Below are 16,114 nucleotides of genomic sequence, written 5' to 3' on the forward strand. Positions count from 1 at the left end.
GCGCACAAGAAAATGTGCGCGTATTTTTACATGTTCCCAATATAAAATCCAACAAAAGCACTGCCAATACCTATTGCATAACTCATAACAAAATATAGTAATGCCTTTTTCCCTTCTCGTGTATGTATAAGTTGTACCATTTCTAGCTGATATGTTGAAAACGTCGTAAATGCTCCCATAAATCCTGTACCACATAACAATATCCACATTTTAGCTACTTCAGCACCATTTAACATACCAAGTAAAAATGAGCCGATTATATTTATAAAAAATGTTCCATATGGAAAAGCATTTCCGTACTTTTCTTTCGCTACAGTACTAATAAAAAAACGTGTAATTGCACCGAAAAAGCCCCCGATACTGACAAGTAGAATACTCATATGTCTCCTTCTTCCCTCAACCTGCGTTCATACAGCATATTCCCAGCATAAAATCCACTAAAAGCTAAAAGTAATCCCCCTATCATACTTGCGCCCACATATAAAAATGCCATTGTGAATGCTTCATGCTGTAGTAGCTTCAGTGTTTCCACACTAAACGTTGAAAATGTTGTAAACGCACCAATTATTCCTGTACCAACAGCACTTATCATAAGCGGTGAAACTTGTTTCATCCGAAAAATAGACATCGTTAAAAATGCTAATAAAAAGCTACCACTCATATTGGCTAACCATGTTGCTAATGGAAAACCAGCAGAAGATGTTGGTTCAAGCAATTGGCCTACTCCATAGCGAGCCAAAGCTCCAATAATACCGCCTATTCCTACAGCAATATATTTTTTCATACTCTCACCTCGTTTTAAACACGATATAAAACCTTTGCTACACTAGTATAGCAAATTAATCCCGCCGCTAATGCAGCTTTAGCTCCTCTTTTATTTTCATGTAATTCTTCACATTCAAATATTTTTTATAGCCTTTTTTCTTTTTTGTGCTATAATGTGAGCAAACAGCATCCTTCGGGGTCGGGTGAAATTCCCAACCGGCGGTGATGAAGTTCACACTTCTAAGTCCGTGACCCGTTTTCAAGTTGAAAACGGTGGATCTAGTGAGAATCTAGAACCGACAGTATAGTCTGGATGGGAGAAGGATATGTTTTCTAGTACGTATAATAGGATACAACGTTTATTTCAGCATGTGCATTTGTATTGTTTATTTTTAAACATACACTTGTTTTCTTTCGTATACCATTTGGTTCTCTGCTGAAATAACGGGATAACACTAGCATGTGAAAAAATCGATATTTGCTAGGTTTCTTAAGCATACTCTCGTATCCTTCTTATATTTCTAGAAACATCGTCTCTCTCACCCCAAGGATTATGTCCTTGGGGTTTTTTGATTTTTTAAGAGAGGTGAGTTTATGACAGATCAAGAATATATGGCACTTGCTTTGCAATTAGCAAAAAATACAGCTGGTCAAACAAGTCCTAATCCAATGGTCGGTGCTGTTGTTGTAAAAGATGGAAATATCATTGGAGTAGGAGCTCATTTACGAGCAGGAACTGAACACGCTGAAGTTCACGCTCTACACATGGCGGGTGAAAATGCCCATGGTGCAACAGTATATGTAACGTTAGAACCATGCAGTCATCACGGAAGAACCCCCCCTTGCTGTGATTTACTTATAAAAAAGAACGTAAGCCGAGTAGTCATTGCAGTGCTCGATAGTAATCCGCTTGTTTCAGGTCAAGGTGTCAAGCGTTTACAAGAGGCTGGAATTGACGTAACAATTGGTGTACTCGAAAAGGAAGCAACAGAATTAAATCGTTACTTTTTTCACTACATGAAAACAAAGCGTCCATTTGTAACCTTAAAAACAGCAATGAGTCTAGATGGAAAAATCGCTACTCGTACAGGAGAAAGTAAATGGATTACAGGTGAAGCATCGCGGGCTGATGTACATCGTTATCGTCATACACACGATGCCATTCTCGTTGGTGTAAATACAATCATTGCTGATAATCCGTATTTAACAACGCGCCTTGTAAATGGCGGAAAAAATCCGATTCGCATCGTACTTGATACACATTTACGAACTCCACTTTCATCCCATGTGATTACAGATGGAGAGGTGCCCACATGGATTGTTGTTGGAAATAGCGTTTCAAAAGAAAAAATTGCAAAATTTCAATCTGATATGGTATCCGTATTGCAAATGAAGACAAGTAACATTGAAATAAACGAAATGCTTGATCTTCTTGGAGAAAAAAATATTCTTTCTCTCTTTGTCGAAGGCGGACAAACTATTCATGCGAGTTTCTTAGAAGCGAAATGCTTTCAGGAACTGATTACGTATATTAGTCCAAAACTAATTGGCGGTAAAGATGCTCCAACATGGTTTGGCGGAAATGGTTTCACAAAACTGCAAGATGCACTTACCTTGCACATTCAATCGATGGAACAAATCGGCGATGACATAAAAGTCGTTGCCACACCAAGAAAAGAGGTGCCTTATGTTCACAGGAATTGTTGAGGAACTTGGAACAATTGCTAACATGCAGCAAACCGGCGAAGCAATGCAACTTACAATTTCCGCACAAACTATTTTGTCGGATGTAAACTTAGGCGACAGCATTGCTGTAAACGGGATATGTTTAACTGTCACTTCTTTTACAACACACTCTTTTACCGTTGATGTTATGCCGGAGACGATGCGAGCAACTTCGCTGCAAACTCTTAGCCGCGGTGCAGAGGTAAATTTAGAGCGCGCTATGAGTGCAAATGGTCGCTTTGGTGGACATTTCGTTACAGGACATATTGACGGTATTGGAACAATTGTTAATAAAAAACGAAGCTATAATGCCGTATATTACAAAATACAATTACCCAATGAACTACTTCGTTATTGTTTACAAAAAGGATCCGTTGCCATCGATGGTACGAGTCTTACGATTTTTGGTGTTGATGACTCATCCATTACAATCTCTCTCATTCCACATACGTTAAGTCAGTCAGTAATCGGAAAGAAAACTGCCGGCGATATCGTGAATATTGAATGCGATATGATTGGAAAATATATTGAACGTTTTATTACGCAGGCAGCACCTAAAAAAAGCTCGCTTACAGAAAGCTTTTTACAAGACAACGGATTCCTATAAGGGAGGAAATGAAATGTTTCATCGTATTGAAGAAGCGCTAGAAGATTTAAAGCAAGGAAAAGTTGTCATCGTATGTGATGATGAAAATAGAGAAAACGAAGGGGATTTTATTGCCTTAGGTGAGTACATTACACCGGAAACAATCAATTTCATGATTACACACGGGCGCGGTCTTGTATGTGTTCCGATTACAGAAGACTATGCCGATCGTTTGGAACTAAAGCCAATGGTTTCACATAATACAGATTCTCACGGCACTGCCTTTACAGTTAGCATCGATCACATTTCAACAACAACCGGTATTAGTGCTCATGAACGTGCGACAACTGTACAGGAGCTACTAAACCCTAAAGCTAAAGCAAGTGATTTTAAGCGCCCTGGACATATTTTTCCTTTAATCGCAAAAGCAGGTGGTGTTCTCCGCCGCGCTGGGCACACAGAGGCTGCTGTAGATTTAGCAAAATTATGCGGTGCAGAACCAGCAGGCGTTATTTGTGAAATTATAAATGAAGATGGTACGATGGCACGAGTTCCTGATTTATTAGAGATTGCAAAGCAATTTAATCTTAAAATGATTACAATCGAAGACTTAATTGCATATCGCCGTCATCATGAAACACTTGTACAGCGCGAAGTCGAAATTACTTTACCAACGGATTTTGGTACATTCCAAGCAATTGGCTACTCCAATTCTCTTGACGATAAAGAACATATCGCTCTTGTAAAAGGAGATATTTCTACAGGTGAACCAACTCTTGTACGTGTACATTCTGAATGTTTAACTGGCGATGTCTTTGGATCTTGTCGCTGTGACTGCGGTCCGCAGCTTCATGCCGCTCTCGCTCAAATTGAACGGGAAGGAAAAGGAGTTCTTCTATACATGCGTCAAGAAGGACGAGGCATTGGACTGCTTAATAAACTACGCGCATATAAGCTACAAGAAGAAGGTTACGATACTGTAGAGGCAAATGAAAAGCTTGGCTTTGCAGCTGATCTTCGCGACTATGGTATTGGCGCACAAGTTTTAAAAGATTTAGGGTTACAACAACTTCGCCTTTTGACAAATAACCCGCGTAAAATCGCAGGCTTACAAGGTTATGATTTAGAAGTTGTTGAACGCGTGCCGTTGCAAATGCCGGCAAAAGAAGAAAATAAGGCATATTTACAAACCAAATCAACAAAATTAGGTCATTTATTAAATTTATAATAGATTAAGGGAGAGATACATTATGGTATTTGAAGGTCATTTAGTTGGTACAGGATTAAAAGTAGGGATTGTCGTTGGTCGTTTTAACGAATTTATTACAAGCAAGCTATTAGGCGGGGCATTAGACGGTTTAAAACGTCACGGAGTAGAAGAAAACAACATTGATGTCGCTTGGGTTCCTGGCGCATTTGAAATTCCATTAATCGCGAAGAAAATGGCAAACAGCGGAAAATATGATGCAGTTATTACACTTGGAACAGTAATCCGCGGTGCAACAACGCATTATGATTATGTTTGTAATGAAGTTGCAAAAGGCGTGGCTTCTCTTTCGCTACAAACAGAAATCCCAGTTATCTTTGGCGTACTAACAACAGAAACAATTGAACAGGCAATTGAACGTGCTGGTACAAAAGCTGGAAATAAAGGCTGGGAATCTGCTGTTGCAGCCATTGAAATGGCAAACCTATCCCGCCAATGGGCATAAAGTGAAACTTCCTTTTGTGAGGTGCTTTTCCTCACAAAAGGTTAGTTGAACCAATCGGGCTCTTATGGCTGGTTAGATTTTCTTCCTGCTCTTACTTCTTACCAGCCGTTTGAGCGGGATAAAGTGAAACTTCCTCTTGTGAGGTGCTTTTCCTCACAAGAGGTTAGTTGAACCAATCGGGCTCTTATGGCTGGTTAGGTTTCGAGCAAACAACCAAAAGAGGCTTCGGCCTCTTTTTGCTTTCTCATTTTTTCTCTTCTCTGTTCCTCTTGCGCAATATGAAGCTCTCTGCCCACTTCTTTTAAATCTTTTCCTTCTGTTTCAATTCCAAAATACTCAGCTTGATGCCGAAAATGCTGCTCAATTCTCGCTTGCATATCTTTCTGTTCAGGATTTTCAATTGCTTTCACTGGGTCTGCACTAATTGCTTTTAACAAAATAAGAAAGCTCATAATTGCTAATATATATTTATGCATACAAACCTCTCCAAACTGTTGTTGATATCTCTCTTACTATGTACAATTGCGGAGCGGGAAATTCGGCTGCATATCATGTTCATCGCCTTACAAGTTGAATGGCCACAGGGGTTATATACGTTTTATTACATTTTATTTACAAAAAAGAAAGCTCCTATATCAAGAGCTTTCTTCCCTAATCTTTATTGATTTCTCGCAACTAAAATCCATGTAACTTTATCCCGCTATTCGCGGGCAGTAAGACCCCCACTGATGAAAGCTTCATTTTATTACAACGCACATTCCTCAATTTCAAATCCTAAATCTTCAATCATTCCCCAGTCTGCTGTTGGCTCTTGGCCATCTGTCGTTAAATAATCACCAACAAAGATTGAGTTTGCAGCAAATAAACCAAGTGGTTGAACAGAGCGTAAATTAATTTCACGTCCGCCAGAAATCCGAATTTCTTTTGACGGATTCACAAAGCGCATCATTGCTAATACTTTTAAGCACTCTACTGGTGTTAATTCTTTTTGCCCTTCTAACGGTGTTCCATTTACAGCAACAAGGAAATTACATGGGATAGAATCCGCATCTATGCGTTTTAATTCAAATGCAATTTCTACACGTTGCTCCTTCGTTTCTCCCATTCCGAAAATAGCACCCGAACATGGTGATATACCCGCATGCTTCGCTTTTTCAACTGTATCAACACGATCGTCGTACGTATGAGTTGAGCAAATACTTTCATAATTATCTACATGCGTATTTAAATTATGATTGTAACGATGCACACCAGCTTCTGCAAGACGCTGCGCTTGATCTTCATTTAAAAATCCTAAACAACAACAAATCTTCAAATCAGTCGTATCACGGATTTCTTTTACCGCTCCAATGACATGTTCTACTTCTTTATTAGTTGGACGGCGGCCGGAAGCAACAATACAATATGTACCTGCCTTGCGTCGAATCGCTTCATGTGCACCTTCTACAATCTTTTCTTGCGTTAACCAGGCATACTTATCAATGGGAGCCTCTGATACGATTGATTGGGAACAATACCCACAATCCTCCGGGCATAGACCAGATTTCGTATTAATAATCATATTTAGTTTTACTTTTTTTCCAAAATAATGATTACGAATCACGTATGCAGCATTCATAATCTCTAAAATTTCTGTATCATCTGCTTGTAGAATATTGAATGCTTCTTCTTTCGTTACAGCTCTTCCTTGCACGACCTCAGATGCGATTTGTTTCCAATTTGTTTTCGTTTGTACATGTTTCATTTATTCTCTTCCCCTCTTTTTTCATATAAGAAAATAAAGCATGATATGTTGCTGCAATTCTTCCATCTTCCATAAAATCTTGTTCATATATGCGAAGCATATTGCGAAAGATAGAAGGACTTTGGCAATATGATCCTTCATTACTGTTCGTAGCCCCAACTTTACGAATGGATTGTAAAAATTCACGAACTGTAGTAAAAATTTCTATGTAACATGTTTCAGCAACATGTATATCCCCTGTTATTCTTTTACATAATTCTTGCAACTGTAGTCCTGTTAAAAAAGTTTGACCAACAGTTGTTGCATCAGCTATTGCACACGTTGTTTTTGCACGCTGAAATGATGTATGAAGCTCATGAAATGTTTTATTTCCAAACGTCGAAAATAGTAGCACACCATCTTCATGTAAATGATTATATAAATTCGCTAACGTAGCCGATAAATCGTTTAGCCATTGAAACGTTGCATTGGATATCATCACATCATATTGTTCATAAAGTTTAATATGTTCAATGTCTTCACATCGAAATGTAACAGACTCCATATTGCACTGCGTTTTTGCTTTTGCAATCATACTTTCTGCAAAATCCACAGCTGTAATCGTCGCATTTGGAAAAGATTTCGCTAGTTTCTCTGTTACATAACCTGTGCCGCATCCAAGCTCTAAAATACGGATTTGCGCCGCTGCATCGTAATGTTCTTTCATATAAACAAGCAGCTGGTTTGCCATCTTTTTTTGTACATTTGCATATTGATCATAAGATACAGCAGCTTGATTAAATCGTTTTTGTAACAACGGCTTGTTGATCATTTTGTTGTATCTCCTTTACAAACTGTAGAATTTCTTTAGCACATCGTTCTGCATGTGTAAAACAAAGTGCATGTCCAGCTTCCTCTATAATCGTTAGCGATGCATTTGTTTTTTCGCGTATATACTGCGCCGCAGAAGGAGGACAAATGGCATCAGCTTTTCCATGAAGAAGTAATAACGGAACATCTATTTGCTGCAGCTGTTCTCTGGCATCTGTTTTTATTAAGTAATCAAGTCCACATTGCAAAGAGTCAATCGAATCACCTTGAAACTCCTCAGCTATTTTTAGAAATGCCTGCTCCTCTCCCATTTCCTGCTCCGTCTTTGAAAACATGCTTACATAAAATTTTTTCAACGTAGCATCTTTTTGTTTGAGAAGACTTCGTTTCAGTCTTTCGACAAAAGACCCTTTCCATCCATGTACATAATCAGAGTCCATTGTAAATTTCGCTGTTCCTCCTAATAAAACGATCCCTTTCGTTTGCAATGAATTATAAACTTGAAGGGTTGCCAATGCACCAAGTGACCAGCCAATTAAAATCACTTCTTTATCTTTAGCTACCTCTATGATTCGTCGTTCAAAATCCTGTTGCTCTTCAACATTCCGCCAATGAACAACGTGTACTGGAAAATCATGTACATATGGAAGAAACGACTCCCAAATTTGTTCCTCCATGCCCCATCCAGGAATAAGCACAAGGCTAAATTGCTTCATGAAATCACCCCTTCCTCCTTTCCAATTTGTACAATCTGCTGGGCTGCCCACTGTAAATCATCATTCGCATGCTGTGCTGTTACAGCAAACCGAATGCGTGAACTATGCTGTGGAACAGTAGGGGGACGAATGGCAATTGCCGCTATTCCTGCCTCTTGCAATTTTATACTAAAACGAAGCACTGCTTCATTAGAACCCACAATAACAGGAACAATATGCGTGGTGCTTTCTCCAATCTGAAAACCAGCTTCTTGCAGAGTGGTGCGGAAATATTGGCCATTTTCTATTAACCTTTGACGATACACTTCATTTTTGCTTACAATTTCAATTGCTTCCCCGATTGCTCCAAGCATTCCTGGAGGTAAAGCAGTTGTAAAAATTAAACTGCGCATAGTATTGATCATATAATCAATACAAACAGCTCGTCCGGTAATGTAAGCACCATAACAACCTAGCGCTTTACTAAACGTACCCATATGAATATCTACACACTTTGCCAATTCTGGATGCTTATGAGCAAGGCCTGCTCCATTCTTGCCGTAAACTCCGCCAGCATGCGCCTCATCAACCATAAGAAGCGCTCCGTACTTTTCTTTCAGCATTACTAAATCCTCTAGATGAGCCCTATCTCCATCCATGCTAAAAATAGTATCTGTGACGATCAGCTTTCGTTTTTCTGCTGGAGCAGATTTCAGCAATCTCTCTAAATGTTCCATATCATTATGACGATAGCGCTTATGCTCTGCACCGCTTAATACGATGCCATCTACGATACTTGCATGATTGAGCTTATCGCTAAACACAATGTCATGCCGGCCTACAAGTGAAGAAATCGCTCCAACATTTGCTGTGTAGCCGCTATTCACAATTAGTGCTTTTTCAGTTTCTTTCCATGCGCATATACGTTGTTCAATTTCTTCATATAACGGATAGTTACCTACAACCAAACGGGATGCTGTTGCTCCTGTCCCATACCTTTTTGTTGCTTCCATTGCAGCTTCTTTTAACCGTCCATCTCCAGCTAATCCTAAGTAATTATTTGAGGCTAGATTTAGCAGCCTCTTTCCATTTCGAACGAGCCACGTTTTTTCTGCATGTTCCGTCACGAATAATGTTCGGTGCTGTGATGTTTCTGTAAGACTCGTTAATTTAGACTGAAAATGTGCTTCCCACGCTGGATTCATGACGCAAAAACTCCTCTAATTTTGAGATAGCAATGCTCTCTTCTGCTGCTTGTAATAGTTCATTTCGTGTAAATCCTTCACGAAGCGCTGGTAATAATCCAATAACCGGTACGTCACTTAACTCTTCAATCATTTTTTTATTTTCTAGCACTCTCTCTTTTTCATATTGTTGGCACCCAGAAAAAATGACACCTGCGACTGATAGTCCTTGTGCTTTTGCATAAGAAATAGTTAAAACAGTATGATTCACTGTACCAAGTGTTGGACGTGCTACAATAAGTAACGGTAATTGTAACTGTTTCGCAAAATCGACAACGAGAGCATCTTCTGTGTAAGGAACTACAAGCCCACCAGCCCCTTCCACAAATAAAGAATCAAATTGTTTTGATAATTCTTTGTAATGCTTTGTAATATCTGATAATAGTACTTGTCTTCCTGCTCGTTTCATAGCTAAACGCGGTGCAAGCGGTTCTTCAACTGAATAAGGACAAATCTCTTCGCATGATGTCATCACACTTGCCGCTGCTTTCAAGCGGGCAGCATCACCTTCTGGATGAGAGGAAAGATGACCGCTTTGCAGTGGTTTATACACACCGATATTATGACCGCGCTGACGAAGTACACCTGCTAATGCACCTGTTACAACCGTTTTGCCTACTTCAGTATCAGTTGCTGTCACAAAGAAACCTCTCATCAGTATCCCTCCATTACTTCTTGAATTGCTTGATGTAAAATCGTAATCATATCATCAAGTTCTTCTATTGTAGAAGCGAGCGGCGGCATAAATACAACAACATTTCCTAATGGACGAAGAATCATACCTAAATCACGTGCTCTTCTACAAACCTTCACACCCATTTGTTCCTGCCAAGAATACCCTTCTTTCGTTTCTTTGTTTTCTACGAGCTCAAGACCAATCATAAAACCACGCTGACGAATATCTCCCACATGTTTAAATTCATGAAAAACTTCTAACCGTTTTGCAATATATTCCGCTTTATGAGCAACAGCTTCTATAAGGTTTGTAGTTTCAAATAATTTCAAATTCGCAAGTGCTACTGCACAACCTAGTGGATTCCCTGTATAACTATGACCATGGAAAAATGTTTTTTGCTCCTCATAGTCACCTAAAAAAGCATTATAAATTTCATCGGTTGTTACTGTAATTGCAACTGGTAAATATCCTCCTGTTAACCCTTTTCCAGCCGTTAAAATATCCGGAGTAACGCCCTCATGTTCACATGCAAACATTTTACCTGTTCTGCCAAATCCTGTGGCTACTTCATCTGTAATAAGAAGAACATTGTAAGCTGTACAAAGTTCTCGCAATCCTTTTAAATAGCCCTCTGGCATTGTAATAATGCCGCTCGCTCCTTGCACAAGAGGCTCTACAATAACAGCTGCTACTTCTTCGTGATTTTGTCGCAACATCTCTTCCATTTCTTCTAAATGTTTTTTCACAATAACTTGGTGATTTTCCCCATAAGGAGAACGATATGTATACGGATATGGTACTTTTAACGTATCAAATAGAAGCGTACTATACACTTGGTGAAACATATCAATAGCTCCAACAGATACCGCTCCAATTGTGTCACCATGATACGCTTCTTTCATCGTAATAAACCTTTTCTTTTCAGGTTTTCCTTTATGCTGCCAATATTGAAATGCCATTTTAATTGCAATCTCAACCGATGTGGCACCGGAGTCAGAATAAAAAACTTTCTTCAGTCCATTTGGTACAATTTCAATAATTTTTTCGGCCAACAAAATACTTGGCACATTCGCAATACCTAGCAATGTAGAGTGCGCTATTTTATTTAGTTGCTCACGAATAGCATCATCCAGCTCTTGTACATGGTGGCCGTGAACATTAAGCCAAATGGATGATACACCGTCCCAATATCCTTTTCCATTCACATCGTATAATTTTCTTCCTTCTCCTCTTTCAATAATGACTGGATCATCCTCCAAGAAATCTTTCATTTGGGTAAATGGATGCCACACATAGTCTTTATTTTTTTGAGCTAGTTCCTCATATGTAAAAGTTTGATCAGTACTTCTTACAGTCACGATTGTCACCTCTAATGTTAACTTATTTTTATTTAAGGTTAACATTATAAAACAAACACTGTCAATTCTTTTTCAATGTAATAATATTCTTAAAAAAGAACGACTTATCCTATGATAAGTCGTCCTATTTACCGTGCTGAATTTTACCAATCTCCTGAATCAATTGTTCATCTGTTTTGCCTTCTATTTCAATTCCCAGCTCTTTTTCATGCTCTCGAAGAAGCTCTTGTCGCTTTTCATAACGCACTGCATCTATTTCTTTTTGGATCTGTTCTTTTGTTTTTCCTTCTGTAGAAACTCCTAATTTATTGGCTGTTTTCTGTATTTTCTCTTCTTCACCTACGTTCTTTTCTTCTTTATTTTGTTGTACCGTTTCTTGTGGTTTTTCAGCACTTGTCTTTATTAAATTAGGAGATGCCGCAAACGCTGTATAAACTCCAGCACCGCCGACGACTGTGAACACCATAGAAACAATTATAATTTTCATCTTCATGTTTTCCCCTCCTTTCTTGTTCATTATAACGTACAATATTGATATTTTTTTCATAATTTTCTTTACATTATTCCTATCGTATAAATTCAAAAATAACTATTGACATCCTTCTCTTTTTTATGATAAAAATTTACTAACACGATATGAATCGGCAATGATAGGATTTAGTAGTATTTCGTTTCATGCTTTCAGAGAGCTGATGGTTGGTGCGAATCAGTACAGAACGGAGTATGAATTACCCCCTTAAGCTTCTTTTACGAAACAGTTGGAGTAGTGAAAGACGGTTACAGACCGTTATTTCTGCAAAGTGGTGAAATGTTTTTTGTTTCACAATTTAGGGTGGTACCGCGATATTTTCGTCCCTGCATATACTGCAGGGGCGTTTTTTATTTTGATTAATCGGTGTATACCTTTAATTGTCATACGTACATTTCACAAGCTAGGGTGGTACCGCGATCATTTTCGTCCCTGCATATATTGCAGGGGCGTTTTTTATTTTTAAAAAAGGAGAGAAGTAGTATGCGATTTTCAACGGCCGGGGGAATTATTCGATATTGGCGTATTTTTTCAAATCATAGTAAAACATAACATCTAGGGAGGATTTATTATCATGATTTCAAAACGAGCATCTATTATACTAACAGCTCTTATCTTTTTCTGTATCGGTTTTAGCGTCATTCAATTACAAGTTATGCCTCATATTCCTATTTTATTTGGGATTGTCATATTATTAGCGTTTGGATTCGCAAAAAAAATTCCATGGTCTGTTATGGAAACAGGAATGAGGAATGGAATTTCAGCTGGTCTGCCATCTATTTTTATCTTTTTACTTGTCGGTGTATTAATTAGCGTTTGGATTGCTGCAGGGACAATTCCAACATTAATGGTGTACGGTTTTCAAATTGTTTCACCGAAAATCTTCTTACCAACAGTCTTTATCGTATGCTCTATTATCGGCACTAGTATTGGCAGTGCCTTTACAACAGCTGCTACAGTTGGAATTGCTTTCATGGGAATGGGAGGTGCTCTTGGCTACGACGCTGCTTTAGTTGCTGGTGCTGTTATTTCCGGATCCTTCTTTGGAGACAAAATGTCACCTCTTTCTGATACAACAAACTTAGCACCTGCTGTCTCTAAAGTTGACATGTTTGACCATATTCGAAATATGCTTTGGACGACTGTACCGGCATTTATTATTTCACTCGTTATTTTCTTCATTCTTGGGAAAGGAACTTCTGGAAAACTTCAGTTTGGATCTTTCACAGAAACATTACAAGAACATACAACAATTTCTGTAATTACTTTACTGCCAGTTCTTGTGCTATTTGTATTAGCTGTAAAAAAAGTACCAGCAGTTCCAACTTTACTTGCTGGTATTATCTCAGGCATTATCATTCTATTTATTTTTACTCCAAATACATCTCTTACAAATTTAATTAATATTATGCAAAACGGATATGTATCGCATACAGGTGTAAAAGATATTGATAGTTTATTAACACGCGGTGGATTACAAAGTATGTTAATGTCTGTTGCCCTTATTTTCCTTTCTCTTGGCATGGGAGGATTGCTACAAGAAATGGGAATTATTAAGCAACTTATGGCAGCAATTTCAAGCTTTGTCAAAACGAGCGGACGTTTAATCTTCTCTACAGCAATTACTGCAATCGGTGTTAACTTTTTACTTGGCGAACAATACTTATCAATCATCTTACCAGGTCAAGCATTTGCAGAAAAATACGATGAGATGGGATTAAAACGCCGCAATCTATCACGTGTATTAGAAGATGCAGGTACAGTTATTAATCCACTTGTACCATGGGGAGTTAGTGGTGTGTTTCTCACAAGTGTCCTAAACGTACCAACGGTGAGCTACCTTCCATACACAGTTTTCTGCTTACTTTGCCCAATTATCACTTTACTCGTGGGATTCACAGGCTTCGGCCTTTCATGGGATAAAGAACATAAAAAAAAGTCCGCTGCATAGCAGTGGACTTTTCTTTATTATTTATTTAATTTCTTTCTTCTAAATAGCACTAGCGCACCTGCACCAATACATGCAAGTCCTGCTGCTAATGTCGTAAACACATTCGCCCCTGTTTTCGGCAAGCTATTATCTGTTTGCGGTTGATCTTGAACCGAATCTGCAGTTGTCGGCGTCTCTTTCCCGTTATTATTATCTTCTGGTGTTTTCGGTTGATCTCCACCGTTATTATTATCAGGTGGCGTCGTTGGTTGATTAGTCTCGTTATCTCCACCAGTTGATTCATTCTTTTTCGTTAAATCAATCGCATATTTCGCAAATTCATTTTCTGATGGACCAACATAAGAAATATTCCCGTCTTTTTCTATATATTTTTGGGCGTTCTGTGAAGAATCAAATGTTATATTCAATTTCTCACCAGCAATTGGTTTAAACGTCCAGTTTTTATCTGCTGTCGGGTTAATTGTTTTCATTTGTTTCATATATTCTACAATAATTTGACGCGTTTCATCAGGAGATTGCAAAATCACTTCTCCTTTACTTACACCTGGGAATGTTTGACTGCTACCACGGTAATTATTCGTTGCTACAACAAACTCTTGATTGTCAGTTACCGGTTTTCCATCATACATTAAGTTCACAATACGATTTGCAGCTTCATTTACAACTTTTCCATCTTTGTCAAACTTAGCTGGCTGTGTTACATCAATTTCATATTTAACTCCATCTAACACATCGAAGTTATATGTTGGGTAATTTATATTCACTAATTTTTGCTCATCTGTTTTACTTGAATCAATTTGGTTAAATTGACCAGCAGACATCTCCAACCAATCTTTCAACTGAGCGCCATTTATTTTCACTGCATATAATGTATTTGGATATACGTATAAATCCGAAACGTTTTTAATTGCAAGCGTTCCAGCTGGAATATCTGTATAATATGTAGATCCGTTACGTCCACCCGCTTTAAACGGTGCACCTGCTGATAAAATTGGCAAACCTTCAAATTTTGTGCCCTTCATCTTCTGCTCTGTATACCACTTTTGCGCATTCGTTACAATTTGAACAGATGGATCATCTTGTACAAGCGCAAAATAGCTGTTAATTGGTGCTGTCGTTTCACCAACTGGTGTATTTACATATTTAATTGTCGCTTCATGATCATCCTTTATTGCTGCTACTAAAGATGGATCCGATTCTACTAAAGCATTTCCCTTACTGTCTGCAATTGGACGAACAGAAGGTTTAGATTTATCTTTTTGTACTTTCCATTCTCCATTAACTTGTTTCAATTCCATATCAATAATTCCTAAGTTACTTCCAAATGCACCAGGCATTACAACCGGAACGCCATTAAATGTATCGGTTACAACCGCATGGGAATGTCCTGTTAATACCGCATCGACACCATCAATATTCGTTAAATAAAAAGAAGCATTCTCCATTCCAATATTGTATCCACTCTTATCAATGCCAGAGTGCGCCAATGCAACAATAATATCTGCACCTTCTGCCTTCATTTGAGGTACTAATTTCTTCGCTGTTTCTACAATATCTTTCGCTTTTACTTTTCCTTCTAAATTCGCTTTATCCCAGCTCATAATTTGCGGTGGAACAAAGCCCATTACGCCAATTTTCACTTTATGTTTCTGACCAGATTCATCTTCTACTTCTTTTTCAAATATATGATACGGTTTGAAGTAATTTTGATCATTTTCTTCATTACTATCTTTATCATCCTTATATACATTAGAGTTAATCACAGGGAACTCTGTTTTGCTAATCGCTTTGTTTAAGAAGTCTAAACCATAGTTAAACTCGTGGTTTCCAAGTGAAATAACGTCATACTTCATCATATTCATTAAACGATATAATGGATGCACATAATTTCCATCTAACCCTTTTACTTTTGCTACATAATCGCCAAGCGGTGTTCCTTGCAGCGCGTCCCCATCATCAAATAAAACAGAGTTTTTCGACTCTTCTCTCGCTTGATTAACAAGAGTCGCTGTTTGAACTAATCCTACTTTATTATCTGTTTTTGTTTGATAATAATCATAATTCATTAAGTTCACATGAATATCAGATGTTTCTAATATTCTTAGTTTTACAGTACTTCCCTCTTCCTCTGCATGTACAGGTGTAGGCCATATTTGCGGAGCAATAACTCCTAATACAAGCGCAGCACCAGCCAACATTTTTGTTGATTTTTTCACAAAAAAATCCCCCTTATAAAATAATCCCCTGCGACAAAGTAGAATATTAGGTGTGTATCCCTTCACACAATCAGATTCTTAAAGAAGTTAGTTGTCTTACCTC

At 38.2% G+C, this 16,114-nt stretch carries 16 protein-coding genes, 1 riboswitch and 1 other annotated feature; of the genes, 5 read left to right on the top strand and 11 right to left on the bottom strand.

The features are described 5' to 3' along the window. Nucleotides 1-26 precede the first annotated feature (26 nt). Both crcB (NKR74_RS17225) and crcB (NKR74_RS17230) read right to left on the bottom strand, forming a co-directional pair. Entirely contained in the window at nt 27-380 is a 354-nt protein-coding gene (crcB, locus tag NKR74_RS17225; RefSeq protein ID WP_098310652.1) for a fluoride efflux transporter CrcB, read from the bottom strand. Beyond that, the gene (gene crcB / locus NKR74_RS17230; RefSeq protein ID WP_253630349.1) at nt 377-784 is read right to left on the bottom strand and encodes a fluoride efflux transporter CrcB; all 408 of its coding nucleotides are present in this window, start codon (nt 782-784) and stop codon (nt 377-379) included. Before crcB (NKR74_RS17230) ends, crcB (NKR74_RS17225) begins: the two co-directional genes overlap by 4 nt. Nucleotides 785-950: 166 nt before the next feature. Further along, nucleotides 951-1,094: riboswitch (FMN riboswitch) on the top strand. A gap of 265 nt (nt 1,095-1,359) precedes the next feature. Between crcB (NKR74_RS17230) and ribD the strand changes: the two genes are divergently transcribed. The 4 genes from ribD to ribH are packed head-to-tail and all read left to right on the top strand — an operon-like array spanning nt 1,360 to nt 4,788. Continuing rightward, entirely contained in the window at nt 1,360-2,472 is a 1,113-nt protein-coding gene (ribD, locus tag NKR74_RS17235) for a bifunctional diaminohydroxyphosphoribosylaminopyrimidine deaminase/5-amino-6-(5-phosphoribosylamino)uracil reductase RibD (RefSeq protein ID WP_253630350.1), read from the top strand. Continuing rightward, a complete protein-coding gene (gene ribE, locus NKR74_RS17240) occupies nt 2,453-3,097 on the top strand; it encodes a riboflavin synthase (RefSeq protein ID WP_098310649.1) in 645 nt (214 codons plus the stop codon). The genes ribD and ribE overlap by 20 nt, the downstream gene beginning before the upstream one ends. A 13-nt stretch (nt 3,098-3,110) precedes the next feature. Then, entirely contained in the window at nt 3,111-4,304 is a 1,194-nt protein-coding gene (locus NKR74_RS17245; protein ID WP_253630351.1) for a bifunctional 3,4-dihydroxy-2-butanone-4-phosphate synthase/GTP cyclohydrolase II, read from the top strand. Nucleotides 4,305-4,326: 22 nt separating this feature from the next. Next, entirely contained in the window at nt 4,327-4,788 is a 462-nt protein-coding gene (gene ribH / locus NKR74_RS17250; protein ID WP_020059455.1) for a 6,7-dimethyl-8-ribityllumazine synthase, read from the top strand. 194 nt (nt 4,789-4,982) lie between these two features. Here ribH and NKR74_RS17255 read toward each other — a convergent pair whose 3' ends face one another. The 8 genes from NKR74_RS17255 to NKR74_RS17290 form a co-directional block, all read right to left on the bottom strand. Beyond that, nucleotides 4,983-5,264, bottom strand: a complete 282-nt coding sequence (locus tag NKR74_RS17255) for a hypothetical protein (RefSeq protein WP_309247641.1) — start codon at nt 5,262-5,264, stop codon at nt 4,983-4,985. Between the two features lie 269 nt (nt 5,265-5,533). Continuing rightward, complete coding sequence (gene bioB, locus NKR74_RS17260; RefSeq protein ID WP_098310645.1) at nt 5,534-6,532, bottom strand: biotin synthase BioB; 999 nt, start codon at nt 6,530-6,532, stop codon at nt 5,534-5,536. Next, complete coding sequence (gene bioC / locus NKR74_RS17265) at nt 6,486-7,343, bottom strand: malonyl-ACP O-methyltransferase BioC (RefSeq protein ID WP_253630352.1); 858 nt, start codon at nt 7,341-7,343, stop codon at nt 6,486-6,488. Before bioC ends, bioB begins: the two co-directional genes overlap by 47 nt. Further along, the gene (locus tag NKR74_RS17270; protein ID WP_253630353.1) at nt 7,309-8,058 is read right to left on the bottom strand and encodes an alpha/beta fold hydrolase; all 750 of its coding nucleotides are present in this window, start codon (nt 8,056-8,058) and stop codon (nt 7,309-7,311) included. The genes bioC and NKR74_RS17270 overlap by 35 nt, the downstream gene beginning before the upstream one ends. After that, nucleotides 8,055-9,242, bottom strand: coding sequence for an 8-amino-7-oxononanoate synthase (bioF, locus tag NKR74_RS17275; RefSeq protein WP_253630354.1), 1,188 nt, complete (start codon nt 9,240-9,242; stop codon nt 8,055-8,057). The genes NKR74_RS17270 and bioF overlap by 4 nt, the downstream gene beginning before the upstream one ends. Further along, entirely contained in the window at nt 9,208-9,936 is a 729-nt protein-coding gene (bioD, locus tag NKR74_RS17280) for a dethiobiotin synthase (RefSeq protein WP_098310641.1), read from the bottom strand. The genes bioF and bioD overlap by 35 nt, the downstream gene beginning before the upstream one ends. Continuing rightward, a complete protein-coding gene (gene bioA, locus NKR74_RS17285; protein WP_253630355.1) occupies nt 9,936-11,360 on the bottom strand; it encodes an adenosylmethionine--8-amino-7-oxononanoate transaminase in 1,425 nt (474 codons plus the stop codon). Before bioA ends, bioD begins: the two co-directional genes overlap by 1 nt. Nucleotides 11,361-11,439: 79 nt before the next feature. Further along, complete coding sequence (locus NKR74_RS17290; RefSeq protein ID WP_253630356.1) at nt 11,440-11,832, bottom strand: hypothetical protein; 393 nt, start codon at nt 11,830-11,832, stop codon at nt 11,440-11,442. A 121-nt stretch (nt 11,833-11,953) separates the two neighbouring features. Beyond that, nucleotides 11,954-12,175 (top strand) — a binding site (T-box leader). Between the two features lie 243 nt (nt 12,176-12,418). Here NKR74_RS17290 and nhaC point away from each other — a divergent pair. Then, nucleotides 12,419-13,795, top strand: a complete 1,377-nt coding sequence (gene nhaC, locus NKR74_RS17295) for a Na+/H+ antiporter NhaC (RefSeq protein ID WP_253630357.1) — start codon at nt 12,419-12,421, stop codon at nt 13,793-13,795. Between the two features lie 17 nt (nt 13,796-13,812). Here the strand turns inward: nhaC and NKR74_RS17300 are convergent, their stop codons facing one another. Next, the gene (locus NKR74_RS17300) at nt 13,813-16,011 is read right to left on the bottom strand and encodes a bifunctional 2',3'-cyclic-nucleotide 2'-phosphodiesterase/3'-nucleotidase (protein ID WP_253630358.1); all 2,199 of its coding nucleotides are present in this window, start codon (nt 16,009-16,011) and stop codon (nt 13,813-13,815) included. Nucleotides 16,012-16,114: the final 103 nt, after the last annotated feature.

Source organism: Bacillus sp. 3103sda1, from assembly GCF_024159135.1.
Lineage (GTDB): Bacteria > Bacillota > Bacilli > Bacillales > Bacillaceae_G > Bacillus_A > Bacillus_A rhizoplanae.